26 protein-coding genes are annotated in these 26,947 nt (G+C 74.0%); 16 read left to right on the plus strand and 10 right to left on the minus strand.

Translation table 11 applies throughout. The features are described from left to right. Positions 1-99: 99 nt before the first annotated feature. On the minus strand, positions 100-1,686 hold the full coding sequence (locus ACFV1L_RS27760; RefSeq protein WP_380370697.1) for an MFS transporter: 1,587 nt from the start codon (positions 1,684-1,686) through the stop codon (positions 100-102). A 128-nt stretch (positions 1,687-1,814) separates the two neighbouring features. Here ACFV1L_RS27760 and ACFV1L_RS27765 point away from each other — a divergent pair, with 128 nt between their 5' ends. From ACFV1L_RS27765 to ACFV1L_RS27795, 7 genes are all read left to right on the plus strand, one after another. Next, positions 1,815-2,480: a TetR/AcrR family transcriptional regulator gene (locus ACFV1L_RS27765; protein ID WP_380370699.1), complete on the plus strand. Its 666-nt coding sequence runs from the start codon at positions 1,815-1,817 to the stop codon at positions 2,478-2,480. A 98-nt stretch (positions 2,481-2,578) separates the two neighbouring features. Beyond that, a complete protein-coding gene (locus tag ACFV1L_RS27770) occupies positions 2,579-3,865 on the plus strand; it encodes a sensor histidine kinase (RefSeq protein WP_380370702.1) in 1,287 nt (428 codons plus the stop codon). Continuing rightward, entirely contained in the window at positions 3,862-4,536 is a 675-nt protein-coding gene (locus ACFV1L_RS27775; protein ID WP_380370704.1) for a response regulator, read from the plus strand. The genes ACFV1L_RS27770 and ACFV1L_RS27775 overlap by 4 nt, the downstream gene beginning before the upstream one ends. Positions 4,537-4,738: 202 nt before the next feature. Then, positions 4,739-5,836, plus strand: a complete 1,098-nt coding sequence (locus ACFV1L_RS27780) for an alpha/beta hydrolase (RefSeq protein ID WP_380370706.1) — start codon at positions 4,739-4,741, stop codon at positions 5,834-5,836. A 22-nt stretch (positions 5,837-5,858) separates the two neighbouring features. Then, positions 5,859-7,067, plus strand: coding sequence for an acyltransferase (locus ACFV1L_RS27785; RefSeq protein WP_380370708.1), 1,209 nt, complete (start codon positions 5,859-5,861; stop codon positions 7,065-7,067). Positions 7,068-7,153: 86 nt separating this feature from the next. Beyond that, complete coding sequence (locus tag ACFV1L_RS27790; protein ID WP_380370710.1) at positions 7,154-7,489, plus strand: MmcQ/YjbR family DNA-binding protein; 336 nt, start codon at positions 7,154-7,156, stop codon at positions 7,487-7,489. A 144-nt stretch (positions 7,490-7,633) separates the two neighbouring features. Continuing rightward, positions 7,634-8,824, plus strand: coding sequence for an alpha/beta hydrolase (locus ACFV1L_RS27795; RefSeq protein WP_380370712.1), 1,191 nt, complete (start codon positions 7,634-7,636; stop codon positions 8,822-8,824). A gap of 7 nt (positions 8,825-8,831) precedes the next feature. On the opposite strand, the gene ACFV1L_RS27800 is transcribed toward ACFV1L_RS27795, so the two are convergent. Next, on the minus strand, positions 8,832-9,842 hold the full coding sequence (locus ACFV1L_RS27800; protein ID WP_380370715.1) for an aldo/keto reductase: 1,011 nt from the start codon (positions 9,840-9,842) through the stop codon (positions 8,832-8,834). Then, on the minus strand, positions 9,839-10,348 hold the full coding sequence (locus ACFV1L_RS27805) for a MerR family transcriptional regulator (protein ID WP_380370718.1): 510 nt from the start codon (positions 10,346-10,348) through the stop codon (positions 9,839-9,841). The genes ACFV1L_RS27800 and ACFV1L_RS27805 overlap by 4 nt, the downstream gene beginning before the upstream one ends. A 112-nt stretch (positions 10,349-10,460) precedes the next feature. On the opposite strand from ACFV1L_RS27805, the gene ACFV1L_RS27810 reads away from it, so the two are divergent. After that, the gene (locus tag ACFV1L_RS27810; RefSeq protein WP_380370720.1) at positions 10,461-11,291 is read left to right on the plus strand and encodes a serine hydrolase domain-containing protein; all 831 of its coding nucleotides are present in this window, start codon (positions 10,461-10,463) and stop codon (positions 11,289-11,291) included. A 45-nt stretch (positions 11,292-11,336) separates the two neighbouring features. Here ACFV1L_RS27810 and ACFV1L_RS27815 read toward each other — a convergent pair whose 3' ends face one another. After that, positions 11,337-12,164, minus strand: a complete 828-nt coding sequence (locus ACFV1L_RS27815; protein ID WP_380370723.1) for a pirin family protein — start codon at positions 12,162-12,164, stop codon at positions 11,337-11,339. A gap of 247 nt (positions 12,165-12,411) precedes the next feature. Between ACFV1L_RS27815 and ACFV1L_RS27820 the strand changes: the two genes are divergently transcribed. The 5 genes from ACFV1L_RS27820 to fabF all read left to right on the plus strand — a co-directional run bounded on the left by ACFV1L_RS27820 (position 12,412) and on the right by fabF (position 17,366). Continuing rightward, the gene (locus tag ACFV1L_RS27820) at positions 12,412-13,608 is read left to right on the plus strand and encodes a CdaR family transcriptional regulator (RefSeq protein WP_051652981.1); all 1,197 of its coding nucleotides are present in this window, start codon (positions 12,412-12,414) and stop codon (positions 13,606-13,608) included. A 90-nt stretch (positions 13,609-13,698) separates the two neighbouring features. After that, positions 13,699-14,637 (plus strand): ACP S-malonyltransferase, encoded by a 939-nt coding sequence (locus ACFV1L_RS27825; protein WP_380370725.1) that lies wholly within the window; start codon positions 13,699-13,701, stop codon positions 14,635-14,637. Then, a complete protein-coding gene (locus ACFV1L_RS27830; RefSeq protein ID WP_380370727.1) occupies positions 14,634-15,662 on the plus strand; it encodes a beta-ketoacyl-ACP synthase III in 1,029 nt (342 codons plus the stop codon). The genes ACFV1L_RS27825 and ACFV1L_RS27830 overlap by 4 nt, the downstream gene beginning before the upstream one ends. 83 nt (positions 15,663-15,745) lie before the next feature. Then, positions 15,746-15,988 (plus strand): acyl carrier protein, encoded by a 243-nt coding sequence (locus ACFV1L_RS27835; protein ID WP_033222346.1) that lies wholly within the window; start codon positions 15,746-15,748, stop codon positions 15,986-15,988. Positions 15,989-16,097: 109 nt separating this feature from the next. Further along, complete coding sequence (gene fabF, locus ACFV1L_RS27840; protein WP_380370730.1) at positions 16,098-17,366, plus strand: beta-ketoacyl-ACP synthase II; 1,269 nt, start codon at positions 16,098-16,100, stop codon at positions 17,364-17,366. A gap of 75 nt (positions 17,367-17,441) precedes the next feature. On the opposite strand, the gene ACFV1L_RS27845 is transcribed toward fabF, so the two are convergent. Then, positions 17,442-17,936, minus strand: a complete 495-nt coding sequence (locus tag ACFV1L_RS27845) for a DUF3145 domain-containing protein (protein WP_035862363.1) — start codon at positions 17,934-17,936, stop codon at positions 17,442-17,444. 302 nt (positions 17,937-18,238) lie between these two features. After that, on the minus strand, positions 18,239-19,258 hold the full coding sequence (locus tag ACFV1L_RS27850) for an NADP-dependent oxidoreductase (protein WP_380370732.1): 1,020 nt from the start codon (positions 19,256-19,258) through the stop codon (positions 18,239-18,241). Between the two features lie 94 nt (positions 19,259-19,352). Here ACFV1L_RS27850 and ACFV1L_RS27855 point away from each other — a divergent pair, with 94 nt between their 5' ends. Next, the gene (locus ACFV1L_RS27855) at positions 19,353-19,811 is read left to right on the plus strand and encodes a MarR family winged helix-turn-helix transcriptional regulator (RefSeq protein WP_380370735.1); all 459 of its coding nucleotides are present in this window, start codon (positions 19,353-19,355) and stop codon (positions 19,809-19,811) included. 206 nt (positions 19,812-20,017) lie between these two features. Continuing rightward, on the plus strand, positions 20,018-21,613 hold the full coding sequence (locus ACFV1L_RS27860) for an LCP family protein (protein ID WP_380370737.1): 1,596 nt from the start codon (positions 20,018-20,020) through the stop codon (positions 21,611-21,613). Positions 21,614-21,690: 77 nt separating this feature from the next. On the opposite strand, the gene ACFV1L_RS27865 is transcribed toward ACFV1L_RS27860, so the two are convergent. Beyond that, positions 21,691-22,590 (minus strand): 1-aminocyclopropane-1-carboxylate deaminase/D-cysteine desulfhydrase, encoded by a 900-nt coding sequence (locus ACFV1L_RS27865; RefSeq protein ID WP_380370739.1) that lies wholly within the window; start codon positions 22,588-22,590, stop codon positions 21,691-21,693. 128 nt (positions 22,591-22,718) lie between these two features. After that, positions 22,719-23,171: a carboxymuconolactone decarboxylase family protein gene (locus ACFV1L_RS27870; protein ID WP_380370742.1), complete on the minus strand. Its 453-nt coding sequence runs from the start codon at positions 23,169-23,171 to the stop codon at positions 22,719-22,721. A gap of 46 nt (positions 23,172-23,217) precedes the next feature. Here ACFV1L_RS27870 and ACFV1L_RS27875 point away from each other — a divergent pair, with 46 nt between their 5' ends. Beyond that, the gene (locus tag ACFV1L_RS27875; RefSeq protein WP_380370744.1) at positions 23,218-24,711 is read left to right on the plus strand and encodes a PLP-dependent aminotransferase family protein; all 1,494 of its coding nucleotides are present in this window, start codon (positions 23,218-23,220) and stop codon (positions 24,709-24,711) included. A 126-nt stretch (positions 24,712-24,837) separates the two neighbouring features. Here ACFV1L_RS27875 and ACFV1L_RS27880 read toward each other — a convergent pair whose 3' ends face one another. Then, positions 24,838-25,998, minus strand: a complete 1,161-nt coding sequence (locus ACFV1L_RS27880; protein WP_380370746.1) for a YncE family protein — start codon at positions 25,996-25,998, stop codon at positions 24,838-24,840. Next, a complete protein-coding gene (locus ACFV1L_RS27885; protein WP_380370749.1) occupies positions 25,995-26,621 on the minus strand; it encodes an ankyrin repeat domain-containing protein in 627 nt (208 codons plus the stop codon). Before ACFV1L_RS27885 ends, ACFV1L_RS27880 begins: the two co-directional genes overlap by 4 nt. Positions 26,622-26,947 lie beyond the last annotated feature (326 nt).

The raw sequence follows: 26,947 nt of genomic DNA on the forward strand, positions 1-26,947 counted from the left end.
TTCTCTCTCTTGTGTGGGGTGTCTTTTTTTTCTACATACACCGCCGCGGGGGGCGGGGGGGGGCGGGGCCCCCCCCCCCGCGCGGCACCGCAGGCCGGGTCAGATGTGCACGGCCGGGCCGGCCTCGTTCGCTCCGCGCTTGGTGAGCAGGCCGAGGCCCGCCGCGACGAGGGCGACGACGGAGGCGACGGTGAAGGCCACGCCCATGCCGCTGACGAAGGAGGAGTGGACGGCGTCGGCGACCGCGGTGGTGAGCTGCTCCGGGGTGCCCTGCGGCATCGGCGGGGCCATGCCCAGCTGCGCGGCCTGCTTGAGCTGTTCGCCCTGCTCGCCGGCCGGGAAGGGGACGCCGGTCGCGGCCCACTTCTCGGGCAGCACGCTGGTGACCTTGGAGGCCATCACCGCGCCGAGGACGGCGGTGCCGAGGCTGCCGCCGACCTGCATCGCGGCCTGCTGGAGGCCGCCGGCGACGCCGGACAGCTCCAGCGGGGCGTTGCCGACGATGACCTCGGTGGCGCCGACCATGACGGGGCTGAGGCCGAGGCCCATCAGCAGGAACCACAGCGACATGACGCCGTTGCCGGAGTGGATGCCGAGGGTGGACATGCCGAGCATCGCCCCGGTGGTCAGCACCATGCCGCCGACGATCGGGATGCGCGGGCCGACCTTGCCGATCAGGAAGCCGGCCAGCGGGGCGCCGACGATCATCATGCCGGTCATCGGGAGCAGGTGGACGCCGGCGTCGACCGGCGCCATGCCGTGCACGTTCTGCAGGTAGAAGGTGACGAAGAAGATGCCGCCGAAGAACGCGAACGCCATCAGCACCATCAGCAGGGTGCCGGCCGAGAGCGGGACGGAGCGGAACAGCGCGAGCGGGATGAGCGGTTCCTCGGCGTAGTTCTGCCAGACCGCGAAGACCACCAGGGCGAGCACCGCGCCGCCGAGGAAGAGCAGGGTGGCCGGGTCGCCCCAGCCCCAGGTGGGGGCCTTGATGATGCCCCAGACCAGCATGAACATCGCGCCGGACAGCAGCACGATGCCGGGGATGTCGAAGGACTTGGCGGCCTTCTCGGCGCGCACGTCCTTGAGGATCAGCAGGCCCAGGACCAGCGCGAGGACGCCGACCGGGACGTTGATGAAGAACACCGACTCCCAGTTGACGTGCTCGACCAGCAGGCCGCCGACGATCGGGCCGGCCGCGGTGGAGGCACCGATGACGCCGCCCCAGATGCCGATCGCCATGTTGAGCTTGTCGGCCGGGAAGGCCCCGCGCAGCAGGCCGAGCGCGGCGGGCTGGAGCAGTGCGCCGAACAGGCCCTGCAGCACGCGGAAGAAGATCACCTGCTGGACCGAGCCGGCGAAGCCGATCGCGGCGGAGGTGGCGGCGAAGCCGACCGCGCCGACCAGGAAGGTGGACTTGTGGCCGAACCGGTCACCGATCTTGCCGGCGGTGACCAGGAAGACCGCGAGCGCCAGCAGGTAGCCGCTGGTGACCCACTGGATGTCGGCGGGGCTGGCGTGCAGGTCGAGCTGGATGGCGGGGTTGGCGATGGCGACGACGGTGCCGTCGAGGGCGACCATCATGACGCCGACGGCGACGGTGAGCAGGGTCAGCCAGGGGTGCCCCCGCAGCTTCCCTCCGGCGGCCGGGGCCGCCTCCTTGTCGAGTACGACGGACTGGCTCATGGCTCGGGACATCCCCGTTCGTGTGGTGTGACGAGAGAGCGGCCCGCCCATTATGTCAGCCGCTGACAATCGACAACCGGTGACTTGTGCCACTTGATGACAAGTGGCAGAGCGCTATCGTTGAGACCATGGCCACCCCCTCCGCCGCCGTCGACCCGCAGCCCACTGGCCTGCGCGAACGCAAGAAGCTGCGCACCCGGGGCGCCCTGGTCGACGCCGCCAACCGGCTGTTCCTGGAGCAGGGGTACGGGAAGACCACGGTCGACGAGATCGCTGCCGCGGTGGAGGTCTCCCAGCGCACCTTCTTCCGGTACTTCGCCAACAAGGAGGAGGTCGCCCTCGCGGTGCTCGCCGACGCCGAGGAGACCTTCCTGGAACTGCTGCGGGCGCGGCCCGCCGACGAGTACCCGCTGGAGGCGATGCGCGGCGCGGCCCGGCAGGTGTGGCAGCTGCTCGACCAGGGCCGGGTCGCCGACCGGGGCTCCGTCAACGGCGCGCTGGAGCTGTTCGAGCTGATCGAGTCCACGCCCACCCTGCTCGCCGCCCACCTGCGGCACACCCTGCAGCAGGAGGTCGAGGTGACCCGGGTGCTCGCCGAGCGCGAGGGGCTCGACCCGGCGGTCGACCTCCGTCCACGGCTGCTGGCCGCCGTGTTCGGCACCGTGATACGGCTCTCGCACCTGACCTTCGCCACCGAGCGCGAGCACCACCGCCAGGGCGTGGACGGCATGCTGGAGCTGATGGAACGCCACTTCGACCAGCTGGGACCGGCGTTGGCCGGCTCCTGGCGCTGACCGGCCCGGCCCGCACGGGCGGGTAGTACTGCGGTATCACCGCCCGGCCCGACCGGAGTATGAGGACAGCGGCCCCGCCCCGCTCTACCCTCGGCCCGGTGACCACCTGGAAGAGCTTTCTCCGCGCCCTCGTCGAGCCCGTCCCGGACCGCCGGCCGCCCCTGGCCGACGCCCGCAGACCGTGGGTGCGGGCGCTGCCGTTCGCCGCGGTGCTGGCCATGGTGGGATCGCTGCTGCCGACCGGCATCGTGGCGCTCACCCAGTTCTACGGGGTGAGCGCGGGCCTGGCCACCGCGCTGGCCGTCGTCCAGGCCGGTGCGCTGCCGCTGGCGCTGGTCCGGCCGCTCACCGCCTGGCAGTTGGTGGCGCCCTCGGTGGTGGTCGGCGCGATCGCCACCCACGGCTCGGCCGCCACCCAGCCGTGGCCGTGGCCGGTCACCACGCTGCTCGGCTACCTGTTCCTGATGGTGTTCCTTTCGGTCCGCGAGCGCGGCCGCACCCTGCTGGCGGTCTGGGTGGTCACCTTCCTCGGCAGCAGCCTCAGCTGGACGGCCTTCTCCGAGCACTTCGACGGCAGTTCGGTCGTGGTGACCGCGCTGTCCGGCGTGATCCTGCTGCTCGGCTGGAGCCTGCGCGGCCGGGGCGAGGCCCAGCGGCTGCTCGCCGCCCAGGAGCAGATCTCCGAGACCGAGCGCGCCCGGCGCACCCTGCTGGAGGAACGCACCCGGATCGCCCGGGAGTTGCACGACGTGGTCGCCCACCACATGTCGGTGATCGCCGTCCAGGCCGACAGCGCCCCGTACCGGATCGAGGGCCTGCCCGAGCCCGCCGTCGCCGAATTCGGGCAGATCGCCACCGCGGCCCGCGGGTCGCTCGCCGAGATGCGCCGCCTGCTGGGTGTGCTGCGGGCCGCCGACAGCGAGGCCGACAAGGCCCCGCAGCCCGGGCTGAACGACCTGCCGGGCCTGCTCACCACCGTCGCGCAGGCCGGCGTGCGGGCCGAACTCGACGTCGCCGCCGCCGTCCGGGAGCTCGGCCCGGTGCCGGAGGCGGTCGGGCTGTCCGCGTACCGGATCGTCCAGGAGGCACTGGCCAACGTCGTCCGGCACGCGCCCGGCGCGACCGCCCGGGTCCGGGTCGCCGTGGACGGCGGCGCACTCACCGTGGACGTCGACAACGACCCGGCGCCCGGCAAGGCCCGCGCCGTCGAGGCCACCGGCTCCACCGGGCACGGACTGACCGGAATGCGCGAGCGCGTCCGGCTGCTGGCTGGCACCCTGGACACCGGCCCGACCGCCGACGGCGGCTACCGGGTCGCCGCCGTCCTGCCGATCGACCGCCCCGCCGGGGCGGCTGACGCCGCCCCAGGGGAGAACACCGCATGACCATCCGCGTCCTCATCGTCGACGACCAGGCGATGGTCCGCGCCGGCTTCGCCGCCCTGCTCAACGCGCAGAGCGACATCGACGTGGTCGGCGACGCCGCGGACGGCCGCCAGGCGATCGAGGCCAGCGGGCGCACCCACCCCGACGTGGTGCTGATGGACGTCCGGATGCCCGAGATGGACGGCCTCGAAGCCGCCCGCCGCCTCCTCGACCCGCCGCCGGGCGTGGTCCACCGGCCGCGCGTCCTGATGCTCACCACCTTCGACGTCGACGACTACGTGTACGAGGCCCTGCGGGCCGGCGCGTCCGGCTTCCTGCTCAAGGACGCCCCGCCCGCGGACCTGATCTCCGCGGTCCGCGTGGTCGCCGCCGGCGACGCGCTCCTCGCCCCGTCCGTCACCCGCCGGCTGATCGCCGACTTCGCCAAGAGCCGGCCCGCGCCCCGCCGCGACCCGCGCCTGCGACTGAACGGGCTGACCCCCCGCGAGACCGAGGTGCTCGAACTCATCGCCCGGGGCCTGTCCAACCAGGAGATCGCCGCCCACCTGGTCCTCGCCGAACAGACCGTCAAGACGCACATCGGCCGGATCCTCGCCAAGCTCGGCCTCCGCGACCGCGCCCAGGCGGTCGTCCTGGCCTACGAGAGCGGCCTGGTGCAGCCGGGGCAGTAGCAGGAGGGCGCTCCGCCGAGGTCGCGACCACGTGCAGGCCGTTGCCGTGGACCGCGACCTCTTCGACGTGCGCCTTCCGCTCCGCGCGGTCCTGGGGGCTCTCCCTCCCCGGTATGACATCCGGCTTGGCTCCGCAGGGTGACGCCGCGTCAGGCACTCCCTTCCTACCTTCCTCCCCGTTGGCGAACCGGAGGAGGAATCGATGCTGTCGCGTCTGCGTCGGGGCACGGCCGTTGCGGGGTTGGTACTGGCGGCGGTGCTGGGGGTGGGGTCGTGGGCGTCGGCGGACGCGCAGACGCCGCTGACGGGACCGCCGCCGGGATCCGCGGAGTGGATGGCGGACACGGCGCCGGGGGTGCGGCTGCCCGATCCGGCGAAGGCGTCGCCGGCCGAAGTGGCCGCGTTCTTCGCGGGGTTGACGCCGGAGGCGCAGCAGCAGCTCGCGCTCCGCCACCCGCAGGTCCTCGGCAACCTGGACGGCGCCCCGGTGGCGCTCCGCTACCTGGCGAACTCCCTCGCCGTCGCCGAGGAGCGCCGGCGCGAGCTGGCCCGCGCCGCCGACCCCGCGCTGCCCCGGGGCGACCGTGAACTGTCGGCGCGGAAGGCCGCCCGCTACGCCGACCTGGGCGGGCGCCGGCTGCTCGCCTTCGACCCCCGCGGCCGCGGCCAGGTCGCCGAGGTGTTCGGCGACCTGGAGCACGACGCCCGCACGGCCGTCCTGGTGCCGGGGTCGGACGTCGACCTGGCCTCGTCCGACCGGCTCGCCGGGATGGCCCGGGCGCTGCGCGCCGCAAGCGGGGAGCGAGTCGCCGTGGTGGCGTGGACCGGCTACACCACCCCGGTCGGCGTGGGCATCGACGCGGCCCGTGAGGAACTCGCCCGGGCCGGCGCGCCCCGGCTGCAGCGCCTGGTGGCCGGCCTCGCGCCCGTCACCGGCCCGGTGACGCTGTTCTGCCACAGCTACGGCTCGGTGCTGTGCGGGCAGTCCGCCCCGGACCCGGCGCACGTCGCCGGGGTGGTGGTGCTCGCCTCGCCCGGGATGGGCCTGGAGCGGGCGGACCGGCTGCGGGTGCCGGTGTGGGCGGTGGCCCGCAATCCGGAGGACTGGATCTCCGACGTGCCGAACGTGTCGCTGTTCGGCTTCGGGCACGGCGCCGACCCGACCTCGCCGGGCTTCCGCGCACACCTGCTGCCGTCGACCGGTTCGCACGGCCACAGCGACTACTTCGCCCCCGGTTCGGCCTCGCTCGCGGCGTTCGCCGCCCTCGCCGCGACCGGCTCCCCCACCACCTCTTCCTGACGACCCGTAGAGGAGACGTCCGATGCTGCCTGTTTCCGTTCGTCGCGCCGCGGCGACCGTCGACGCCAAGACCCCCGCCTCCCGGGACCGCGCCCTGGACGGGCTGCGGGCCGTCGCGCTGCTGTCGGTGCCGCTGGGGCACTGGCTGCTCGGCGGGTTCACCCTGTCCGACGGGGTGCTGCACAACGCGAGCCCGCTGGCGGCGCTGCCGTCGATGGCGCCGCTCAGCTGGGTGCTGCAGATGCTGGGGGTGTTCTTCCTGGTCGGCGGCCGGGCGTCGGCGCTGTCGCTGCGCCGGTCGGCCGAGCGCGGGGTGGGTGCCGGCGCGTGGCTGCGCGGCCGGGTGCTGCGGCTGGCCCGGCCGGTGCTGGGCGTGGCCGCGGTGTGGGCGGCGCTGATCCCGCTGCTGCGGGCGCTGGGGGTGCCGGCCGACACGGTGCGCACGGGGGCGGTGCTGATGGTGCAGCCGCTCTGGTACATCGCGATGTACCTGGTGCTGACGGCGCTCACTCCGCTGTGCGTCAGGTTCGGTGCCAGGACGAGGGGTTGGGCCTCGGCGCTGCTGCTGGCGGCCGTCGCCGCGGTGGACCTGCTGCGGTACGGCCCGTGGGGCCCGTCGATGCCGGGGTGGCTGAGCCTGCTGAACCTGCTGCCGGGCTGGCTGTTCGCCTACCAGCTGGGCGTGGACTGGGCGCACGGCCGGATCTCCCGGGCCGGGGCGTGGCTGACAGCGGCCGGCGGGGCGGTGCTGTTCGCGGTGCTGCTGGCGGTGTTCCACTACCCGGCGAGCATGGTCGGCGTGCCGGGCGCGGCCCGGACCAACTCGCACCCGCCGTCCCTGCTGGTGCTGGCGCTGGCCTCGGTGCAGGGCGGTGCGGCGATGCTGCTGAAGGACCGGCTGGGCCGGGCGCTGCGCCGTCCGCTGCTGTGGCTGCCGGTGGTGGTGGTCAACCTGGGCGCGATGACGATCTTCTGCTGGCACCAGACGGCGATGTTCCTGACCGCGCTGGCCGGCTCCCGGCTGGGCACGGTGCCCGGTCTGACCGCCGTCCCGGACTCGGGGCTGTGGGCGCTGGCCCGGGTGGCCTGGCTGCCGGTGTTCGCGGTGGTGCTGGCGCTGATCGGCCGGTGGGCGCGGCGCTTCGACGCCCCGTGGCCGTCGCGCCTGTGGCGGGCGGTGGCGGCGGCCGGTGCGGCGCTGTTCGCGGTGTACGCGCTCGGCGCGGTCTGACGTGGCGTCGGCCCGCCGACGGCGCGTCAATCCGCCGACGCGTCGTCACCCGCCGACTGTCGGCGCCGGGCCGTACCCTGACGGCCATGGCGACCTTCGACGAGCTGACCGCGCTGGCGCTGCGACTCCCGCAGGCGCACCGGGAGACCACCTGGGAGCAGACGACGTTCCGGGTGGGTCGGAAGATCTTCGCGATGGGCCACCCGGAGTCGGGGCAGGTGTCGGTGAAGGCCACCGTGCCCGAGCAGGCCGAACTGATCGCCGCCGCGCCCGAGGTGTACTCGGTGGCCCCGTACACCGGCCGGTTCGGCTGGGTACGGGTCCAACTGGCCCTGGTGGAGGCGGACGAACTGGGCGAACTGCTCACCGAGGCCTGGCGTTCGATCGCGCCGAAGCGGGTCCGGGAGGGGTACGTGGGGTAACGTCCGGGGGAATGTGACGCGGAACACTGTTTGCTCCCTGCCCGGCGGGTCGGCCGCCCTCTAGTCTGGCTGACTAGTAGTTGGCAGTCGTAGCACCGTCGGGCGCGTCCCGCCGCGATGTACCGGCCCGAGGGAGTGGACGCCATGCACCGCAGGCGGGTCAAGCGGATCCTGATCGGCGTGTTCGCGGGCTGCGCGGCCCTGGTGGACGCCGGCGCGGCCGTCGCCCAGGCCACCGCGTCCAGCGAGCAGTTGGCCATCACCACCCCGCCGGCCGGCAGCGCCGCCTGGGTCGCCGACGGCTCCTTCGGCCGCGCCCTGCCGGACCCGGCCACCGCGACCCCGGCCGCCGTCGCCGCGTTCTTCGCCTCCCTGACGAACGCCGAGATCGACCGGCTGGTCCTCGAATACCCGCTGGTGGTCGGCAACTTGGACGGCGCGCCGCTGGCCGTCCGGTACCGGGCGAACCGGGAGGCGATCGCCGCCGAGCGCGACCGGGCCCGGCAGCGCGCCGAGGACCGCAGCCTGGACCCGACCGCCCGCGCGCTGGCCGCCTCCCGCGCCAACGACTCCGAGGCGCTGCTCGCCGACGGCCGGCAGATCCTCGCCTTCGACCCGCGCGGCCGCGGCCTGGTCACCGAGGTCTACGGCGACCTCGCGGCCGCCCAGCGGGTCGCCGTCCTGGTGCCCGGCTCGGACGCCGACCTCGGCCACTTCGACCAGGCCGTCGACCCGCTGCGCTCCCCCGCCGGCATGGGCCGCGCCCTGTTCGCCGAGGAGCGCGCCCAGTCGCCCGGCACCCGCGCCGCGGTGATCGCCTGGACCGGCTACGTCACCCCGCAGGGCCTCGGCCCGGACGCGGCCACCTCCCGGCTGGCCGAGGCCGCCGCGCCCCGCCTGGAGCGGCTGCTCGCCGGCCTGAAGCAGACCAGCCACCCGGAGGCGCCGCCCGCGCTGCTGTGCCACTCGTACGGCTCGGTGGTGTGCGGCACCGCCGCGCCGACCGTGCACGGGACGCAGCCCACCGACCTGGTCGCGTTCGGCAGCCCCGGGATGGGCGTCGAGTCGGCCGCCGAACTCGGCAGCGGCGTCCAGGTGTGGGCGGCGCGCAACCCCGGCGACTGGATCGGCAACGTCCCGTACCTGGAGGTCGGCGGCCTCGGCCACGGCGCCGACCCGACCACCCAGGCGTTCGGCGCCATGACCGTCTCCTCCGCGGGCGCCAGCGGCCACAACGGCTACCTGGCCGCGGGCACCGCCAGCCGGCACAACTTCGCCGCGATCGCCCTCGGCCACTACGGCGACGTCAGCCACCCGGCGAACCCGGGCGACTGACGCACCGTCACACCTCGCGGGCGTCCGAGGTGTTGCTCATGTCCGCGTAGCGGTCGCCGCGCACCCGGCCGGCGATCGGCTCCAGCTCGGCCAGCTCCGCCGCCGACAGCTTCAGCGCGGTCGCCGCGGCGTTCTCCTCCAGCCGGGTGCGCTTGCGGGTGCCCGGGATCGGCACCACCGTCAGGCCGTGCACCTCGGCCCGCTGCTGCACCCAGGCCAGCGCGACCTGGGCGGCCGTCACGCCGCGATCGGCGGCGATCTTCCGGATCGGCTCGACCAGCTCCGCGTTGCCCTGTGCGTTCGCGCCGGTGAACTGCGGCAGGTAGCGCCGGAAGTCGTCCGCACCCAGCTGCCCGGCGTCGGCGAACGCCCCGGTCAGGAAGCCCCGGCCGAGCGGCGAGTACGGCACCAGCGCCACGCCCAGCTCGGCCGCCGCCGGCACCGCGCTGCGCTCCACGCCCCGGGCGAACAGCGACCACTCGGACTGCAGCGCCGCGATCGGGTGCACCGCGTACGCCTCCCGCAGCTCCGGGCCGGTCACCTCGGACAGGCCCAGGTGCTTCACCTTGCCGGCGGCGACCAGCTCCGCCATCGCGCCGACCGACTCGGCCAGCGGCACCGCGGGGTCGCGCCGGTGCATGTAGTACAGGTCGATCTCGTCCACCCCGAGCCGGCGCAGCGAGGCGTCCACCGCCTGCCGGATGTACGCCGGGTCGTTGTTGACGCCCCGGTAGGACGGGTCGTCGGCGCGCCGCTCGATCGCGAACTTGGTGGCCAGCACCACCTGGTCGCGGTGCGCCCGGACGAACGGGCCGATCAGCTCCTCGTTGGCGCCGGAGCCGTAGATGTCGGCCGTGTCGAACAGGGTCACGCCGAGCTCCAGCGCCCGGCCCAGGACGGCCAGCGCCTCCTCGGTGTCGGTCGGGCCGTAGAACTCGCTCATGCCCATGCAGCCCAGGCCCTGCACGCCCACGACGGGGCCGTTGCTGCCGAGCCGGGTGGTCTCGATGCTGCTCATGCGCTCTTCCTGTCCTCGATCGGGTGGTGCCCCGTCGTCTCGGTCGTCTCGGTCTCGTCGTCGCCCGGGGCGGGCAGCGCCGGGTCGCCGTAGATCTCGATCTTCAGATCGATCACGGCGAGCGTGGCGTGCAGGTCCGCGAGCCGCTGCCGGACCTCCGCCCGGTGGTCCACCAGCAGCTGGCGGCGCTCGGCCCGGGTGTCGTCCCCGGCCCGCACCAGCTCGATGTACCGGACCATGTCCGCCACCGGCATTCCGGTCAGCCGGAGCTTCGTCAGGAACGCCAGCCGGGCCAGGTCCGCGTCGCTGTACCGGCGCTGGCCCGCGTACGAGCGGTCCACCGGGTCCAGCAGGCCGATCCGCTCGTACCAGCGCAGCGTGTGCGCCGACAGGCCGCTGGCCGCGGACACCTCGCTGATCGGGTGCCGCGGCGTCCGGTCGGGCGCCGCACTCGGCGCACCGAACGCCCGCTCGCACCCGGACAGTTGCATCTCCCGCTGTGCCATCTGGACTGACCCCCGGTCTCGGCGACGACGGCTCCGACGCTACTCAGTTGGAGCGCACTCCAAGCAAGCCTGGCACACCGCGGCGGACCGCCCGTCGTTTAGAGTTCGGCCCATGCAGAGCTTGCGGATGATCGAGGACTGGCCGGTACCGAACGCCGCTGCGGCGGTGGTCCGCGGAAGCGACGGCGCCGTGCTCGGCGCGCACGGACCGCAGGACCACCTGTTCCCGCTCGCCTCGGTCACCAAGCTGCTCAGCGCGTACGCCGCGCTGGTCGCCGTCGAGGAGGGCGTCTTCGAACTCGACGACCCGGCCGGCCCCGACGGCTCCACCGTCCGCCACCTGCTCGCCCACACCTCCGGCCTCGCCTTCGACGAGCACCGCGTGATGGCCGCCCCCGGCAACCGCCGCCTCTACTCGAACGCCGGGTTCGACGTCCTCGCCGCCGCCCTGGAGCAGGCCTCCGGCATCCCGTTCGCCCAGTACGCCGCGGAGGCGGTCTTCCAGCCGCTCGGCATGCACGCCACCCTGATCAACACCGCCCACCGCGCCCCCGCCGGAGCGGGCGGCCTCTCCACCGTCGCCGACCTCACCCGGTTCGCCGCGGAACTCCAGGCCCCGCAGCTGCTCGACCCGGCCACCGTGCACGCCGCGACCCGCGAGGTCGCCTTCCCCGGCACCAGCGGCGTCCTCCCCGGCTTCGGCCACCGCCGGCCCAACGACTGGGGCCTCGGCTTCGAGATCCGCGACCACAAGACCCCGCACTGGACCGGCACCGCCAACTCCCCCGGGACCTTCGGCCACTTCGGCCAGTCCGGCACCTTCCTCTGGGTCGACCCCGCCGCCGGCCTCGCCTGCATCGCCCTCACCGACCGCGACTTCGGACCCTGGGCGGCGGAGGTGTGGCCGCGGCTCGGCGACGCGGTCCTCGCGGAGCTCGGTTGACCCCGGGGGGCGCGGGGGTACCTCCCCCGCGTCCTCCCGGGTGGTTCACCCGTACTGCAGGGGCGTGTGCATCTCCCAGAGCAGCAGCTCGACGCCGTCCTCCCCCGCCGTCGGGTCGGCGAAGGCGTCGCCGGTGATCCGGACCGCGTCGCCGGCCGTCGCGGAGCGGCCGCCGCCCTGGGGGCCGGGGACGGTGCGGTAGCCGACCGAGCCGGTCACCACGTGCACGTAGCGGTAGGGCGCGGCGGGCAGTTCCGGCAGGGGCGCCCACGCGCCGGCCCGGACCAGCCAGAGCGCCGCGTCGCGCCGCCGCAGGCGCAGCGCGTTCCCGTCCGAGGGCTGCCCGGAGGCGAGCAGCGTCAGCCCGTCCGCAGCCGGGACGGAGCGTAGGCCGAAGCCCGGCGCGCCGCCGAACTCGTCGGGCTGGAGCCACATCTGAAGGAACGTCACGGGCTCCGTCGCCCCGCCGGGGTTGCGCTCGGTGTGGGTCGTGCCCGCGCCCGCGGACTGCACCTGGACCATGCCGGGCCGCACCACGCTCGCGTGGCCCGCGTCGTCGCGGTGGGCGAGGGCGCCGCGGACCACCCAGGTGACGATCTCGGTGTCGGCGTGCCGGTGGGCGTCGTACCCGGCGCCGGGGGCGAGGGTCTCCTCGTTGCAGGCCAGCAGCGCGCCGAAGGAGGTGTTCTTCGGGTCGTAGTGGCCGGCGAAGGAGAACGCGTGCCGGGTGGTGATGCCTTCGGCGGGTTCCGACAGGTAGCGCTCGGCGCTGCGGCGCAGGTCGGCCCGGCCGCGCTCCTTCCGTCCGGCCCCGAACGCGGGTTCGGCGGGTTCGAATGGGTGCCCGTCCCGGGGCGAGGAATCCACGCTCACGGGCACCACGGTAGTCGGTGTGACGGGTGCCACCGGACACTTCGGGGCGGGGTGTGCACGAGCACCCGTCCGCGTGAGGCAGGCTAGTGCCGTGCCATCCGCTTCAGCGAAACCCGACAAAGCATCCGACCGGACGTCCGGCGAGCCCCCCGCCCCGGAGCGGTCCGCCGACCGGGGCCCGGAGAAGAAGCCGGCGAGACGTCCGGCCGCACCGGCGCGTGCCGCCGGGGTGCCCGGGCGCGGCCGGATGACCACCGAGGAGCGCCGACTCGCCTCGGAGCGCGCCGAGTTGCGGGCCGCGACGCTGAAGCGGCTGGAGAAGTCGGCGGGCAAGCTGGCGTCCGCGGCGATCGCCCGGATGGACGACCAACTGGCCTGGTACCGGCGGATGCCGCCGGAGCACCGCTCGTGGATCGGCCTGGTCGCGCAGGCGGGCATCGCGGCGTTCACCGAGTGGTACCGGCACCCGGAGGCGCCGCAGGCGATCTCCACCGACGTGTTCGGCACCGCCCCGCGGGAGTTGACCCGGGCGATCACGCTGCGGCAGACGGTGGAGCTGATCCGCACCACGATCGAGGTGATGGAGGAGGCCATCGAGGAGGTGGCCGCGCCCGGCGACGAGGCGGGCATGCGCGAGTCGGTGCTGGTCTACGCCCGGGAGATCGCGTTCGCCACCGCCCAGGTGTACGCGCAGGCCGCGGAGGCGCGCGGCGCGTGGGACGCCCGGCTGGAGGCGCTGGTCGTCAACTCGCTGCTGTCCGGGGACGCCGACGAGGGCGTGCTGTCCCGGGCGGCGGCGCTCGGCTGGGGCCAGCCGAGCCAGGTGCGGGTGGTGATGGGCAGCGCCCCGGACGGTGACAGCGAACTGGTGGTGGAGGCCATCCGGCGGGCCGCCCGGTACGCCAAGCTGCACGTGCTGACCGGGGTGCTGGGCCGCCGGCTGGTGGTGGTGGTCGGCGGCGACAAGGAGCCGGTGCACGCCGCCCGGGCGCTGATCGGCCAGTTCGCGCCGGGTCCGGTGGTGGTCGGCCCGACGGTCGGCGACCTGCTGTCGGCGACGCGCTCGGCGCACGCCGCGGCGCAGGGGCTGAAGGCGTGCGCGGCGTGGCCGGACGCGCCGCGTCCGGTGCTCGCCGACGACCTGCTGCCCGAACGCGCCCTGGCGGGCGACGAGGTGGCGCGCCGTCAGCTGGTGGAGGAGATCTACACACCCCTGGAGGAGGCCGGTTCGGCACTCCTGGAGACGCTGAGTGTCTATCTGGAACAGGCGTCGTCCCTTGAGGGCGCCGCACGGATGCTCTTCGTCCACCCGAACACCGTGCGCTACCGGCTGCGTCGTGTGACTGATGTCACCGGCTATGCTCCGTCGGACGTGCGTTCGGCGTTCACCCTGCGCATCGCCCTTGCCCTGGGGCGTCTCGGCTCCGGGCCCGACCAGGGCTGACCGAACTGTAGGGAATCCACAATCCGGCGTGCTTTTCTTCGTCATCGTCGCCTACCCGCCCCACGGCGTCCGGCGAGAGAGGGTTGAACCGTGCTCGTTATCGTCGCCCCTGGACAGGGTGCCCAGACTCCCGGCTTCCTCAACCCCTGGCTCGAACTGGACGGCGTCGCCGACCGGCTGCGCCAGTGGTCGGCGGTGGCCGGCCTCGACCTGGTTCACGCCGGGACGGAGGCCTCCGAGGAGGAGATCAAGGACACCGCCGTCGCCCAGCCGCTGCTGGTGGCCGCCGGCCTGGTGACCGCGCACGCGCTGCTGCCGCAGGGCGTGTCCGCGTCCGTCGGCGCGGTGGCCGGCCACAGCGTGGGCGAGATCACCGCCGCGGCGCTGGCCGGGGTGCTGTCCGAGCAGGACGCGCTGGCCTTCGTCCGCGAGCGCAGCCTCGGCATGGCGGAGGCCGCCGCGGCCACCGCGACCGGCATGACGGCGGTGCTCGGCGGCGACCCGGAGGCGGTCGCCGAGAAGCTCGCCGCGCACGGCGTGACCCCGGCGAACAACAACGGCGGCGGCCAGATCGTCGCGGCCGGCACGCTGGAGCAGCTGGCCGCGCTGAAGGCGGACCCGCCGGCCGGCGCGCGGCTGATCCCGCTGAAGGTCGCGGGCGCGTTCCACACCGCGCACATGGCGCCGGGCGTGGAGCGGCTGGAGAAGCTGGCGCCGTCGCTGACCGCGGCCGACCCGGCGGTGGCGTACGTGTCCAACCGGGACGGCGAGGTGGTCGGCAACGGCGCCGAGGTGCTGGCCCGTCTGGTCTCGCAGGTGTCCAACCCGGTCCGCTGGGACCTGTGCATGGAGACCCTGCAGCAGCTGGGCGCGACCGCCGTGATCGAGCTGTCCCCTGCCGGAACCCTCACCAACCTGGTCAAGCGGAACGTCAAGGGCGTCGCCACGCTGGCCCTGAAGTCCCCCGCCGATCTCGACCGGGCCCGCGAGCTCGTGGCCGAGCACGGCAGCCAGGAGAAGTCCGCATGAGCGTCACCATCAGGCCGGCCACCGGCGCCCAGTTCTCGCGCATCCACGGTGTCGGCGGCTACCGTCCGACCCGGGTAATCCCGAACTCCGAGGTGCTGAACTGGATCGACTCCTCGGACGAGTGGATCCGCACCCGGTCGGGCATCGCCGAGCGCCGCTGGGCGGGCCCGGAGGAGAGCGTCGCCGAGATGTCGGTGCAGGCGGCCGGCAAGGCGATCGCGATGTCCGGGATCTCGCCGGAGCAGATCGGCGGCGTCATCGTCGCCACCGTCTCGCACCTGAAGCAGACCCCGGCGATCGCCACCGAGATCGCCCAGCGGCTGGGCTGCGGCACCGCCCCGGCGTTCGACATCTCCGCCGCCTGCGCGGGCTTCGGCTACGGCCTGAGCCTGGCCGACGGCATGGTGCGCGGCGGCAGCGCCGAGTACGTGCTGGTGATCGGCGTGGAGCGGCTCTCGGACCTGACCGACAAGTCGGACCGTTCGACCGCGTTCATCTTCGGCGACGGCGCGGGCGCCGCGATCGTCGGCCCGTCCGACACCCCCGGCATCGGCAAGGTGATCTGGGGTTCGGACGGCTCGCAGGCCGATGTGATCTCGCAGACCCAGGCGTGGGACACCGCCTTCGCCAAGCCGGACGCCGTCAACGGCGCCGGTGACGAGGCCAAGTGGCCCGCGCTGCGGATGGAGGGCCAGACGGTCTTCCGCTGGGCCGTGTACGACATGGCGAAGGTGGCCCAGCAGGCGCTGGACGCCGCCGGGATCACCGCCGACCAGCTCGGCGCGTTCATCCCGCACCAGGCCAACATGCGGATCATCGACTCGATGATCAAGGCGCTGAAGCTGCCCGCCGAGGTTCCGGTGGCCCGCGACATCGTCGAGACCGGCAACACCTCGGCCGCCTCCATTCCGCTCGCCATGGAGCGGATGCTGGAGCGCGGTCAGGCCAGGAGCGGCGACCTGGCGCTGATCATCGGCTTCGGGGCCGGTCTGGTCTACGCCGCAGCAGTCGTTACTCTCCCCTAGGCGTTTTTTCTCCGCACCACCCACCGAAACCCGCGGCGGTCCACCGGGCCGCACGCTCTCAACACCGAAGAGGAGCAGCCGATATGGCTACCCGCGAAGAGGTTCTCGAAGGTCTCGCCGAGATCGTGAACGAGATCGCCGGCATTCCGGTCGAGGACGTCGCGCTCGACAAGTCCTTCACCGACGACCTGGACGTCGACTCGCTCTCCATGGTCGAGGTCGTCGTCGCCGCCGAGGAGCGCTTCGGCGCGAAGATCCCGGACGACGAGGTCAAGAACCTGAAGACCGTCGGCGACGCCGTGGACTTCATCGTCGCCAACGTCTGACCTGCCGTCAGGCTGCCGGTCGGGGCGCGCCCGTCGCGCCCCGACCGTCCCCCTTTCCCCCGGCTCGTCCGGCCCTCCGCAACGCTCAACGTGAGAGAAGAAGCAACCAGTGACTGCTGAAAACCGCACCGTGGTCGTCACGGGTATCGGCGCCTTCACGCCGCTGGGCGGCGACGCCGCCACATTCTGGGAGGGCCTGCTGGCCGGCCGGTCCGGAGTGCGCGCGCTCACCGAGGAGTGGGCCGCCGACCTGCCGGTCCGGATCGCCGCCCGGGTCGCCGTCGAGCCGTCCGAGATCCTGCCCCGCCCGGTGGCCCGCAAGCTGGACCGCTCGGCCCAGTTCGCGCTGATCGCCGCCCGCGAGGCCTGGAAGGACGCGGGCTACCAGGCCCCGGCCACCGACGAGTCCAACGAGCTGGCCCCCGAGCGCCTGGGCGCGGTCATCGCCTCCGGCATCGGCGGCGTCACCACCCTGCTCGACCAGTACGACGTGCTCAAGGAGCAGGGCGTCCGCAAGGTCTCCCCGCACACCGTCCCGATGCTGATGCCCAACTCCCCGGCCGCCAACGTCGGCCTGGAGGTCGGCGCCCGCGCGGGCGTGCACACCCCCGTCTCCGCCTGCGCCTCCGGCGCCGAGGCGATCGGCTACGCGATCGAGATGATCCGCACCGGCCGCGCCGACGTCGTGGTGGCCGGCGGCACCGAGGCGGCGATCCACCCGCTGCCGATCGCCGCGTTCTCCAACATGATGGCGATGTCCAAGAACAACGACGACCCCGAGCACGCCTCGCGGCCGTACGACAAGGCCCGTGACGGCTTCGTCCTCGGCGAGGGCGCCGGCGTCGTCGTCCTGGAGTCCGCCGAGCACGCCGCCGCCCGCGGCGCCCGGGTCTACTGCGAGGCGATCGGCCAGGGCCTGTCCTCGGACGCCCACCACATCGCGCAGCCGGAGCCGACCGGTGCCGGCGTGGCCCGCGCCATCGCCGACCTGTTCGACCGCAACGAGCTCGACAAGTCCGAGGTGGTGCACGTCAACGCGCACGCCACCTCCACCCCGCAGGGCGACACCGCGGAGATCAAGGCGCTGCGCCGCGAACTCGGCGAGCACCTGGAGCACGTGGCGATCTCCGCCACCAAGTCGATGACCGGCCACCTGCTCGGCGGCGCGGGCGGCATCGAGACGGTCGCCACCGTCCTCGCGCTGTACCACCGGATCGCCCCGCCGACCACCAACGTGGTCGACCTGGACGACGACATCGACGCCGACATCGTCCGCGACGAGGCCCGCAAGCTCCCGGTGGACGGCCGCATCGCCGCGCTCAACAACTCCTTCGGCTTCGGCGGCCACAACGTGGTCCTGGCGTTCCGCACCGTCTGAGACCCGCGCACCCGCCACCGCGCGACCGGCCCGGCACTCCGAGCGAGTGCCGGGCCGGTCCCGTCCGGCGCCCGGTCAGACCACCTGGTGGAGCCAGCGCACCGGCGCGCCCTCCCCGGCGTACCGGAACGGCTCCAACTCGTCGTCCCACGGCTTGCCGAGCAGTCGGCCGATCTCCGTCTCCAGGTCGCTGCCCTCGCTGCGGGCGCGCAGCAGCACGGCGCGCAGCCGGTCCTCGGGGATCAGGATGTCGCCGTGGATGCCGGTGACGGCGTGGAAGATGCCGAGGCCGGGCGTGGAGGAGTACCGCTCGCCCTCGGCCGTGGCGCAGGGCTCGCTGGTCACCTCGTAGCGCATCAACTGCCAGCCGCGCAGCGCGGAGGCGAGCTTGGAGGCGGTGCCGGGCTCTCCCTGCCAGGAGAGTTCGGACCGCCAGTGCCCGGGCGCGGCGGGCTGCCTGATCCAGTCGAGGTTGACCCGCACGCCGAGGACGCCCGCCACCGCCCACTCGACGTGCGGGCACAGCGCGCGTGGCGCGGAGTGGATGTAGAGCACACCACGTGTCGTCACCGGGACCTCCTGGCTGTGGACGAGGGTCGCCTTCCCCAGCTGCCTCGCGCCGTCGCCGGTAGGTACTGACCAGTGGCTACCCCGTGACGCTCAACTTATTCGACATTAGGTCATCAAATCGAGCAAAACGGACAAGCTTTCACTCCATGCTAGTCGGTTCCCCCGGGAGGTCTACCCTCTCAGCGCTCACCTCCCCCGAACGGACCTAAACGCGCGCCCCCACCGGATCGTGCGTCCGGCGGGGGCGGGTTGACGGACCGAAAGCCGACGCTCCGTCAGTTCGGCGCGGCGAGCGGCCGTTCTCAGACCTGGACGACCATCTTTCCGGTGTTGGCGCCGCGGAGCAGTCCGATGAAGGCGTCCGCGGCGTTCTCCACGCCCTCGACCACGGTCTCGTCGTAGCGCAGCGAGCCGTCCCGCAGCCAGCCGCCGACCTCCTCCAGGAAGCGTCCGCGCAGCGCGCCGTGGTCGCCGACCAGCATGCCCTGCAGCCGCAGCCGCTTTCCGATGGCGAGGGCCAGGTTGCGCGGTGCGGCCGGGGCGGAGGTGTCGTTGTACTGGGCGATGGCCCCGCACATGGTGACCCGGCCGTGCACGTGCAGGGCGCCGATCGCGGCCTCCAGGTGCTCGCCGCCGACGTTGTCGAAGTACACGTCGATGCCGTCGGGGGCGGCCTCCGCGAGCAGCTCGGCGACCGGGCCGTCCTTGTAGTTGAAGGCGGCGTCGAAGCCGTAGTGGTCGACCAGGGTGGCGACCTTCTCGGCGGAGCCGGCCGAGCCGACGACCCGCTTCGCGCCCTTCAGCCGGGCGATCTGGCCGACCAGCGAGCCGACCGCGCCGGCCGCGCCGGAGACGAACACGATGTCGCCCTCCTGGAACGAGGCGACCTCCAGCAGGCCGGCGTACGCGGTCAGGCCGGGCATGCCGAGCACGCCCAGGTAGGCGGAGAGCGGGGCGAGTTCGGGGTCGACCTTGACGGCGTGCGCGGCGTCCAGGGTGGCGTACTCGCGCCAGCCGAGTCCGTGCAGCACCGCGTCGCCGACCTCGAAGCCCTCGGCGCGGGAGGCGATCACGTGGCCGACCGCGCCGCCGTCCATCGGCGCGCCGAGCGCGTACGGCGGGACGTAGGACTTCACGTCGTTCATCCGCCCGCGCATGTACGGGTCCACCGACAGGTACGCGTTGCGCACGGTGATCTCACCCGGGCCGGGCTGCCGGACGGGGGCCTCGACCAGGGCGAAGTCGGCGGGGACGGGCCAGCCCTGGGGTCGGGCGGCCAGGTGCCACTCGCGGCCGGTCGCGGGAAGGTCCTGCTCTGCCATCACATTCTCCTTCTGAGCCTGAAACATTCAGCTACTAAAGTAATCCTGTGGATGAAAGGTTCATGTTGTCAACTGTTCAGGTAGACTCGACGGCATGGAGCAGGTCACGGAGCAGGCCCCCGTCCCCACCGCCGACCCGATCACCCTGGAGGTCGTCGACCTCATGGCGCGTCTGGTCGCCCTCTTCCACCGCGAGTACGAGGAGGCCGCCGCCGCCCGCTCGCTGACCGGCGCGCAGGCCAAGGTGCTGGCGCTGCTGCGGCGCGGCCCGATGCCGATGCGGCACATCGCGCAGACCCTCTCCTGCGAGCCGTCCAACATCACCGGCATCGTCGACCGGCTGGAGGCCCGCGGGTTCGTCACCCGCGAGTCCGACCCGCAGGACCGCCGGGTGAAGCTGGTGGTCGCCACCGGCTCGGGGCTCTCCGCCTCGACGGAACTCCGCGAATCGCTGAACTTCGCCCGCGAACCGCTGGCCGCGCTGGACGGCCCCGAGCGGGCCCAACTGCGGGACCTGCTGCGGCGGATGCTCGACTCCTCGGCCCGCGACTGACCCCCCGCCGGAGCGCCGGCCGGGCGGTCCGACCGCACCCCGGTTCGAGGTCCGGAAAATCTGTCGGAAATGATGGTTCGCCTGTAACCATTCCGGCCACCGCGCCGTCTAAGTGGTGACGAACGCCCCGTCCGCAGTATCGCGGCCGGGGCAAGTGCCTGCCCTCGGGCACCAGTTCCCGTTGCGCGCAGGGAGATCCCGGACCGATGACCGACGCCACCCAGAGCACCGCCGCGGCCCCGTCCCGCGGCGGCCGGGGCAGACGAATAGCCAAGGGTCTCGGGGCGACCGCCGCCGTCATGGGGGTCGTCGCCGCGGGACTCGGCGCCTGGTACTACCAGCGGCTCGACCACAACATCACGACCTTCGCCCCGGAAGGCATCGCGTCCAGCCGCCCGCCGGCCGGACCGACCGCATCCACCGGCGGACGACCCGTCAACGTCCTGCTGCTCGGCTCCGACACCCGCAGCGACGGCAACAGCGACCTCGGCGGCGGCGACGAGGGGGTCGGCCACTCCGACACCGCGATCCTGCTGCACGTCTACGCCGATCACAAACACGCCGTCGGCGTGTCGATCCCGCGCGACACCCTGGTCACCATCCCGCCCTGCCGACTGGCCGACGGCCGGTGGACCACCGCCCGCACCAACCAGATGTTCAACTCGGCCTTCACGATCGGCGAGTTCAAGGCCGGCAACCCGGCCTGCACGCAGAACACCGTGGAGGAGCTGACCGGCCTGCGGGTGGACCACACCCTCGTCGTCGACTTCAAGGGCTTCGCCGCCGTCACCGAGGCCGTCGGCGGCGTGGACGTGTGCGTCCCCAACGACGTCGACTCCTACGGCATCCACCTGACCAAGGGCCGCCAGACCGTCGCCGGCCAGCAGGCCGTCGACTACGTCCGGGCCCGGCACGGCCTCGGCGACAGCTCCGACATCGGCCGGATGCGCCGTCAGCAGGCGTTCATGTCCTCGCTGATCAAGAAGGTGCAGGGGCGGGGATTCGACCTGACCACCCTGCTGCCGCTGGCCGACGCCGCGACCAGGTCGCTCACCGTCGACCCCGACCTCGGCTCGCCGTACAAGCTCGCCGAGTTCGCCCAGTCGCTGCAGAACATCAAGCTCGCCGACATCCAGTTCGTCACCCTGCCCTGGCGCTTCCAGGGCGCCCGGGTCGCCGTCGTGCAGCCCGACGCCACCATCCTGTGGAACCTGCTCCGCGAGGACCGCACCCTGGACGGCCGCCTCACCGGCGACGCCGCGAACCCGTCCACCGCGCCCTCGGCCGACGGCTCGCCCGGTGCGACCGGCGCACCCGGTGCGTCCGGCAGTCCGTCGCCCGGCGCGTCCCCCGGGGCCCCTCCCGGCGCGTCCGGCGGCCCGTCGGCCACCGGCAGCCCCGACGCCGCGAGCCTGGACGTGCCGATCGTGGTCCACAACGCCGCCAAGTCCGCCGGACTGGCCGGCCGCACCGCGCTGGCGCTGCGCGGCAACGGCTACCGCGACATCACCATCGGCAGCAACACGCCCGCCCGGCCGACCACGCTGATCGAGTACTCGCTCGGCCTGCGACCGGCCGCCGAACGCCTCGCCCTGCTGTACCCCGGCGCGGAACTCCGGGCCGGCTCGAACGCCGACAGCATCGTGCTGACCATCGGTCAGGACCGGGCCGGCGCCGACACCGGGGACAGCCCGCTGCCCGGAGCCTCCGCCACCGGCGTCCCGCCCGCCATCCCGAACGGCATCACGGACAACACCCGGCCCGCCGACAGCGACCTCTGCAGCGACCTCAGCTTCGGCTGATCCCCGCACGGCGGCCGATCCCCGCACCGTCGCCCGGGCCGCTCCGGTCCGGGCGACGGCCCGTCCCGCGCCGGGCGCTACGCCTCCGGGCCGGGGTCGGGGACTCCGGTCACCACCAGGGTCACCCGACGGCCCGTCAGCCGGCCCGCCCCGGCCAGGCCGTAGACCGCCGACAGCGCCTTCGCCACGTACCGCCGCTCCACCGGCACCCCGTGCCGGTCCTCGAACCCCGCGGCGAATCGTTCCAGCTCCGGCGGGACCTTGCCGTACCCGCCGCCGTGCCAGTCGTGCACCAGCCGCCAGTTGGCGAACTCCCGCCCGTACGCGGCCCGGTGCAGCGCCGTCACCTCGCGCTCCAGGTAGCCCTCGCCGCGCAGCACCGCCACGCCGAGCGCCCGCGCGCCCGGCGGCAGGCCGGCGGCGATCCCGGCCAGCGTGCCGCCGGTGCCGACCGCGCAGCACACCACGTCCCGGTCGCCGGGCTCCGGCAGCTGGGCGGCCAGCTCCGCGGCGATCACCGCCGCACCGCGGACCGCCGCCGCGTTCGAGCCGCCCTGGGGCAGCACGAAGTGCTCCGGCCGGCGCTCCTGCCGGCCGGAGGCGACCTCGCGGTAGACGGAGCGTTCGACGAACTCCAGCACCATCCCGTCCCGTTCGGCCCTGGCCAGCGACCAGTTGCGCGGCATCCCGGCCAGCTCGGCCCCGCGGATCACCCCGACGCTCCCCAGCCCCAGCGCCCGCGCCGCCGCGGCCACCGCCCGCACGTGGGTCGAGTACGCCCCGCCGTAGGTGAGCAGCGCCCGGCTGCCGTCCGCGACCGCCCGCTCCAGGTTCGGCGCGAGCTTGCGCCACTTGTTGCCCGGCACCGTCGGATGCGCCAGGTCGTCCCGCTTCAGCCGGAGCTCCACCCCCGCCGCGGCCAGCTCCGGGTCGTCGACCACCGTCAACGGCGTGGGCAGATCAGCGGGCACGAGCACCCGCCCACCCTAACCGGGGACCGCCGCCCCCCGCCGGTCCCCGTCGGACCCCCTTCCACCGAGGGCCCGCGGGCCCGGCGACCCGGAGGCCTCAGGTACCCGGCGTGCCCGGACTCCGAAGTGCCCGGTCAGAGCGTGCCGGGCGTCTTGCGGGTGGTGACGTTCATCCGGTTCCACGCGTTGGCCGTGAACACCAGGGCGATCAGCTGGGCCAGCTCCCGCTCCTCGAAGTGCTTCGCCGCCTCCTGGTACACCTCGTCCGGGACACCCGAGGGCAGCAGCGTGACCGCCTCCGCCAGGGCCAGCGCGGCCCGCTCCTTCTCGGTGAACAGGCTGGACTCCTCCCACGCCGTGAGCTGGTAGATCCGCTCCTCGCTCTCCCCCGCCTTCCGGGCGTCCGCGGTGTGGTAGCCGATGCAGTACGCGCACTTGTTGACCTGGGCGACCCGGATCTGCACCAGCTCCAGCAGTTCGGGGTCCAGCCCCTCGCGGGCGGCGGCGTCGAGGGCCAGGACGGCCTTGAAGACCTTCGGGGCGACGGCGGAGAAGTTCATGCGCTGCGGTACCTGATGCGTTGTCATGACTCAACCCTAGGAAACCGACCGACCGGCAGTAGGGTGCATGTCCGTGCCGGAAACATGGGTCAATTCCCCGTCGGAGCCCGCCCCCGCCGAGACGCCGCGGGCGGTCCCCCGCCCGCGCGAACAGCCGGACGGCCCCGCTGCCGCCGAGCCGCTCGGCACCGACCTGCACCTCGAACTCTCCGGCCGGGGCAGCCGCCGGGCCCAGCTGATGCACGCCCTGCGCGAGGCCGTCGACTCCGGACGCCTCGCCCCCGGCACCCGCCTTCCCCCGTACCGCAGTCTCGCCCGCGACCTGGGCATCGCCCGCAACACGGTGGCCGACGCGTACGCCGAACTCGTCGCCGAGGGACGCCTGTCGGCCCGCCAGGGCTCCGGCACCCGGGTCGCCCACCGGGCCGCCCCGCTGCCCACCGGCCGGAGCGCCCCCGCGCGCACGACGGCCGCCCGTCCCGTCGTCCACGACCTGATGCCCTCCTCGCCCGATGCCTCCGCCTTTCCCCGCTCCGACTGGCTGACCTCCGCCCGCCGGGCCGTCACCGCCGCCCCCAGCAACGCCTTCGGTGTCGGCGACCCGCGCGGCCGTCCCGAACTGCGCACCGCGCTCGCCGAGTACCTGGCCCGCGCCCGAGGCGTCCGCACCGACCCGGACCGGATCGTGGTCTGCGCCGGCTTCGCCCACGCCCTCCGCCTGCTGGGCGGCATCCTGGACGGACCCGTCGCGGTCGAGTCGTACGGCCTGGCGTTCTACCGCGACCTGCTCGCCGCGGCCGGCCGCCGCACCGTCCCGCTCACCGTGGACCGGGCGGGCGCCCGCACCGACGAACTGGCCGCCACCGGCGCCAGGGCCGCCCTGCTGACCCCCGCGCACCAGTTCCCCACCGGCGGACCGCTGCACGCCGACCGCCGCGCCGGCGTGGTGGACTGGGCCCGCGCCCACGACGGCCTGCTGCTGGAGGACGACTACGACGGCGAGTTCCGCTACGACCGCCAGCCGATCGGCGCCGTCCAGGGCCTCGACCCCGACCGGGTGGTCTACCTGGGCTCCACCAGCAAGAGCCTGTCGCCCGCGCTGCGACTCGGCTGGATGGTGCTGCCCGACACCCTGGTCGACCCGGTGCTCGCCGCCAAGGGCACCCGCGAACTGACCTCCGGCGTGATCGACCAACTCACCCTCGCCGACTTCATCGCCCACGGCGCCTACGACCGCCACCTGCGCCGGATGCGCCGCCACTACCGCCGCCGCCGCGACCTGCTGGTCCGCACCCTGGCCGAACGCGCCCCCGACGTCCGGGTCAGCGGCATCGCCGCCGGCCTGCACGCCGTCCTCGAACTCCCGCCGGGCTCCGAGCCGTTGGCCCTCGGCACCGCCCGCCGGCTGGGCCTCGCCCTGGAGGGCCTGCGCCCCTACCGCCACCCCGACAGCACGATGCCGCCCCGCGACGGCCTGGTGATCGGCTACGGCACGCCGCCCGACCACGCCTTCCCCGCCGCCGTCGACGCCCTCTGCCAGGCCCTGGCCTCGCTCCCCCGGGAGTAGCCCTTCCGACCGGGCCGCCGAGGCGACGGAGCATCAGAGCCCCGGCGGTACACGGGCGCTGCCCCGCGGTGGCGGCGCGGACTCGGCCCGGCCCGGAATCGGCGGGACGAGTGCCCCGCCCGGCCGTCAGAGCACGGCAACCCCCAGGGGCCGGTGGCCGGCCTCCAGACGGTGGGTGGCGCCGGAGCCGAGGTCGACCAGGGTGATCCCGTCCCAGTAGCCGTCCCGGGTGAAGCCTCCGGTGACGTAGGCCGTCCGCCCGTCCCGGGAGAGGGCGACGGCTTCGTGCGGTATGCCGAGCGGGTAGATCCGCTCATGGCCGTCGGGCTGACGGACGGTCAGGCTGGGGCCGGCGTCGCTTCCCGTGATCGGGCCGCTGCCGACCACCAGCAGTCGGCCGTCCGGGGCGACGGTGACGCCGTGCTGGTGGGTGTCGGCCGTCATCGGCTCCACGGACACCTGCCCGGTGGCGGGGTCGACGACCGCCAGCCGCTCGCCCTCGAACGGCAGCAGCAGCTTCCCGTCGCCCGGCCGGACGGCCGCGTAGTGCGGCTTCAGCCAGGAGCCGAGCCCGCCCTCCGTCCCGTACGGTGCGACCTCGATCCGCCGGGTGGCCAGACCGTCGGCGGACACCACCGTCACGTCGAAGGAGTCGTGGCCGGTCACGTACACCTCCCGTCCGTCCGTCGACACGTCCACGTCGAATGGTCGGCGCCCCACCGGGGCGACCCCCACGACCTGGCCGGAGCCGGTGTCGACCACCTCCAACACCCCGTTGCGCCCCGGTATGTTGACGCCCACGTACAGCCGGCTGCCGTCCGGCGAGAGCGCCAGCCCCATGGCGCCGCCCCGGTACTCGCCGCCCCCGGCCGGGCCGGTGTCGGTGCGGTGGGCGATGGTCCGGCGCACCGTGCGGGTAGGGGTGTCGACTTCGGTGACGCCCTCCGCGGTGCTCACCCAGGCCCGCCCGTCCACCCCGAGCGCCACGGCGTACGGGGCGGTGCCGACCCGGACCGAGCCGATCGCGCCGCGCCCCGGATCGACGAAGGTCGCGGTGTCCGCCCCGAAGTCCGCGACCAGGAGCGTTCCCGGCGGGGTGGGCCCGGTGATTGACGCTCCGTCGGTCGATGCGACGGTCGGCGGCGGTGACGCGGCTGCCGCGCCCGGCGGCGGCGAGGCCGGCGAGCTGTCGGCCCGGGTGGCGCAGCCGGCCAGCAGCGCGGCCAGCGTCGACACGACGGCGAGCAGCAGCGGCACGGTGTGCCGGTGACGGTGGCGGCCGGTCATGGGGCGACTCCTTTCTCCTGATCGGGTGCGGCTTCGCGCAGCAGGGCGGCGATGGACCGGAAGCCGCGGCGCTCTGCGTGCTGGAGGGCCGTCACGCCGTCGGCGTCGGCGAGCCGGGGGTCGGCGCCCGCGGCGAGCAGCAGGCGGACGATCTCGGTGTGCGGGCGGCCGCCGTCGCCGAGGATCACGGCCTCCAGGAGGGCCGTCCACCCCAGCCGGTTGACGTGGTCGACGTCGAGATCGGTCTCCTCCAACACGGCCCGTACGTAGGCGACATGGCCCCGCTCGGCGGCGGGTATCAGGCTGATCCCGCCGAACCGGTTGGTCAGCCCGAAGTCCGGCCCGGCGACCAGCAGCGCCCGCATCATGGCGACGCTGCCGGTGACGCCGGTGACCAGCCAGGGGCTGTCCTCGCGGTGGTCCTGCGCATCCGGATCGGCACCGGCCGCGACGAGGAACTCGGCGACGGCCACGTGGTCGGCGAGCGCGGCCCTCAGCAGCGCCGTCCGCCCCTGCGGGTCGCGGGCCTCCAGTTGGGCGCCGTCCTCCAGGGCGGCCCTGACAGCGTCGAGATCGCCGGTGTGCGCGGCACCGAGCAGGCGCTGGTCGATTGCGGTCGTCATCACGCTCCTCCTCCTGAGGGACGGCAGGTACAGCACGGGAATGCCTCAACAGACGCGGTGTGGGGGCGGAAGCCGGTTCCACTTCATACTTGCCCCGCCCGCCCCGTCGCTTCGTCGGCGAACCGGCCAGTCCTGGCGAGCTTTCCGGCTGACACCGGCATCATCCGATCGGTGGATGCACGAGCGGGCAGCAGGTGCGGCAGCGGGCTTGCGGGCCGCTGCGGCGCGCAGTTGAGGCGGCGTCAGAAGCGGCGGCTGTACGGCAAGTTGTCCAGGAGATGTCCACTGGAGGGTGAATCTCGGCGGAGAACCGGGCCGCCGGATGC

It is taken from the genome of Kitasatospora sp. NPDC059646, assembly GCF_042734615.1.
Lineage (GTDB): Bacteria > Actinomycetota > Actinomycetes > Streptomycetales > Streptomycetaceae > Kitasatospora.

Coding starts and splice junctions, on each gene's coding strand:
- ACFV1L_RS27880 (WP_380370746.1), bottom strand. CDS start 25,998: ATGACCGGCCGCCACCGTCACCGGCACACCGTGCCGCTGCTGCTCGCC.
- ACFV1L_RS27775 (WP_380370704.1), top strand. CDS start 3,862: ATGACCATCCGCGTCCTCATCGTCGACGACCAGGCGATGGTCCGCGCC.
- ACFV1L_RS27885 (WP_380370749.1), bottom strand. CDS start 26,621: ATGACGACCGCAATCGACCAGCGCCTGCTCGGTGCCGCGCACACCGGC.
- ACFV1L_RS27800 (WP_380370715.1), bottom strand. CDS start 9,842: ATGAGCAGCATCGAGACCACCCGGCTCGGCAGCAACGGCCCCGTCGTG.
- ACFV1L_RS27805 (WP_380370718.1), bottom strand. CDS start 10,348: ATGGCACAGCGGGAGATGCAACTGTCCGGGTGCGAGCGGGCGTTCGGT.
- ACFV1L_RS27835 (WP_033222346.1), top strand. CDS start 15,746: ATGGCTACCCGCGAAGAGGTTCTCGAAGGTCTCGCCGAGATCGTGAAC.
- ACFV1L_RS27820 (WP_051652981.1), top strand. CDS start 12,412: ATGACCACCGAGGAGCGCCGACTCGCCTCGGAGCGCGCCGAGTTGCGG.
- ACFV1L_RS27855 (WP_380370735.1), top strand. CDS start 19,353: ATGGAGCAGGTCACGGAGCAGGCCCCCGTCCCCACCGCCGACCCGATC.
- ACFV1L_RS27795 (WP_380370712.1), top strand. CDS start 7,634: ATGCACCGCAGGCGGGTCAAGCGGATCCTGATCGGCGTGTTCGCGGGC.
- ACFV1L_RS27860 (WP_380370737.1), top strand. CDS start 20,018: ATGACCGACGCCACCCAGAGCACCGCCGCGGCCCCGTCCCGCGGCGGC.
- ACFV1L_RS27780 (WP_380370706.1), top strand. CDS start 4,739: ATGCTGTCGCGTCTGCGTCGGGGCACGGCCGTTGCGGGGTTGGTACTG.
- ACFV1L_RS27830 (WP_380370727.1), top strand. CDS start 14,634: ATGAGCGTCACCATCAGGCCGGCCACCGGCGCCCAGTTCTCGCGCATC.
- ACFV1L_RS27785 (WP_380370708.1), top strand. CDS start 5,859: ATGCTGCCTGTTTCCGTTCGTCGCGCCGCGGCGACCGTCGACGCCAAG.
- ACFV1L_RS27765 (WP_380370699.1), top strand. CDS start 1,815: ATGGCCACCCCCTCCGCCGCCGTCGACCCGCAGCCCACTGGCCTGCGC.
- ACFV1L_RS27790 (WP_380370710.1), top strand. CDS start 7,154: ATGGCGACCTTCGACGAGCTGACCGCGCTGGCGCTGCGACTCCCGCAG.
- ACFV1L_RS27870 (WP_380370742.1), bottom strand. CDS start 23,171: ATGACAACGCATCAGGTACCGCAGCGCATGAACTTCTCCGCCGTCGCC.
- ACFV1L_RS27850 (WP_380370732.1), bottom strand. CDS start 19,258: ATGGCAGAGCAGGACCTTCCCGCGACCGGCCGCGAGTGGCACCTGGCC.
- ACFV1L_RS27810 (WP_380370720.1), top strand. CDS start 10,461: ATGCAGAGCTTGCGGATGATCGAGGACTGGCCGGTACCGAACGCCGCT.
- ACFV1L_RS27760 (WP_380370697.1), bottom strand. CDS start 1,686: ATGAGCCAGTCCGTCGTACTCGACAAGGAGGCGGCCCCGGCCGCCGGA.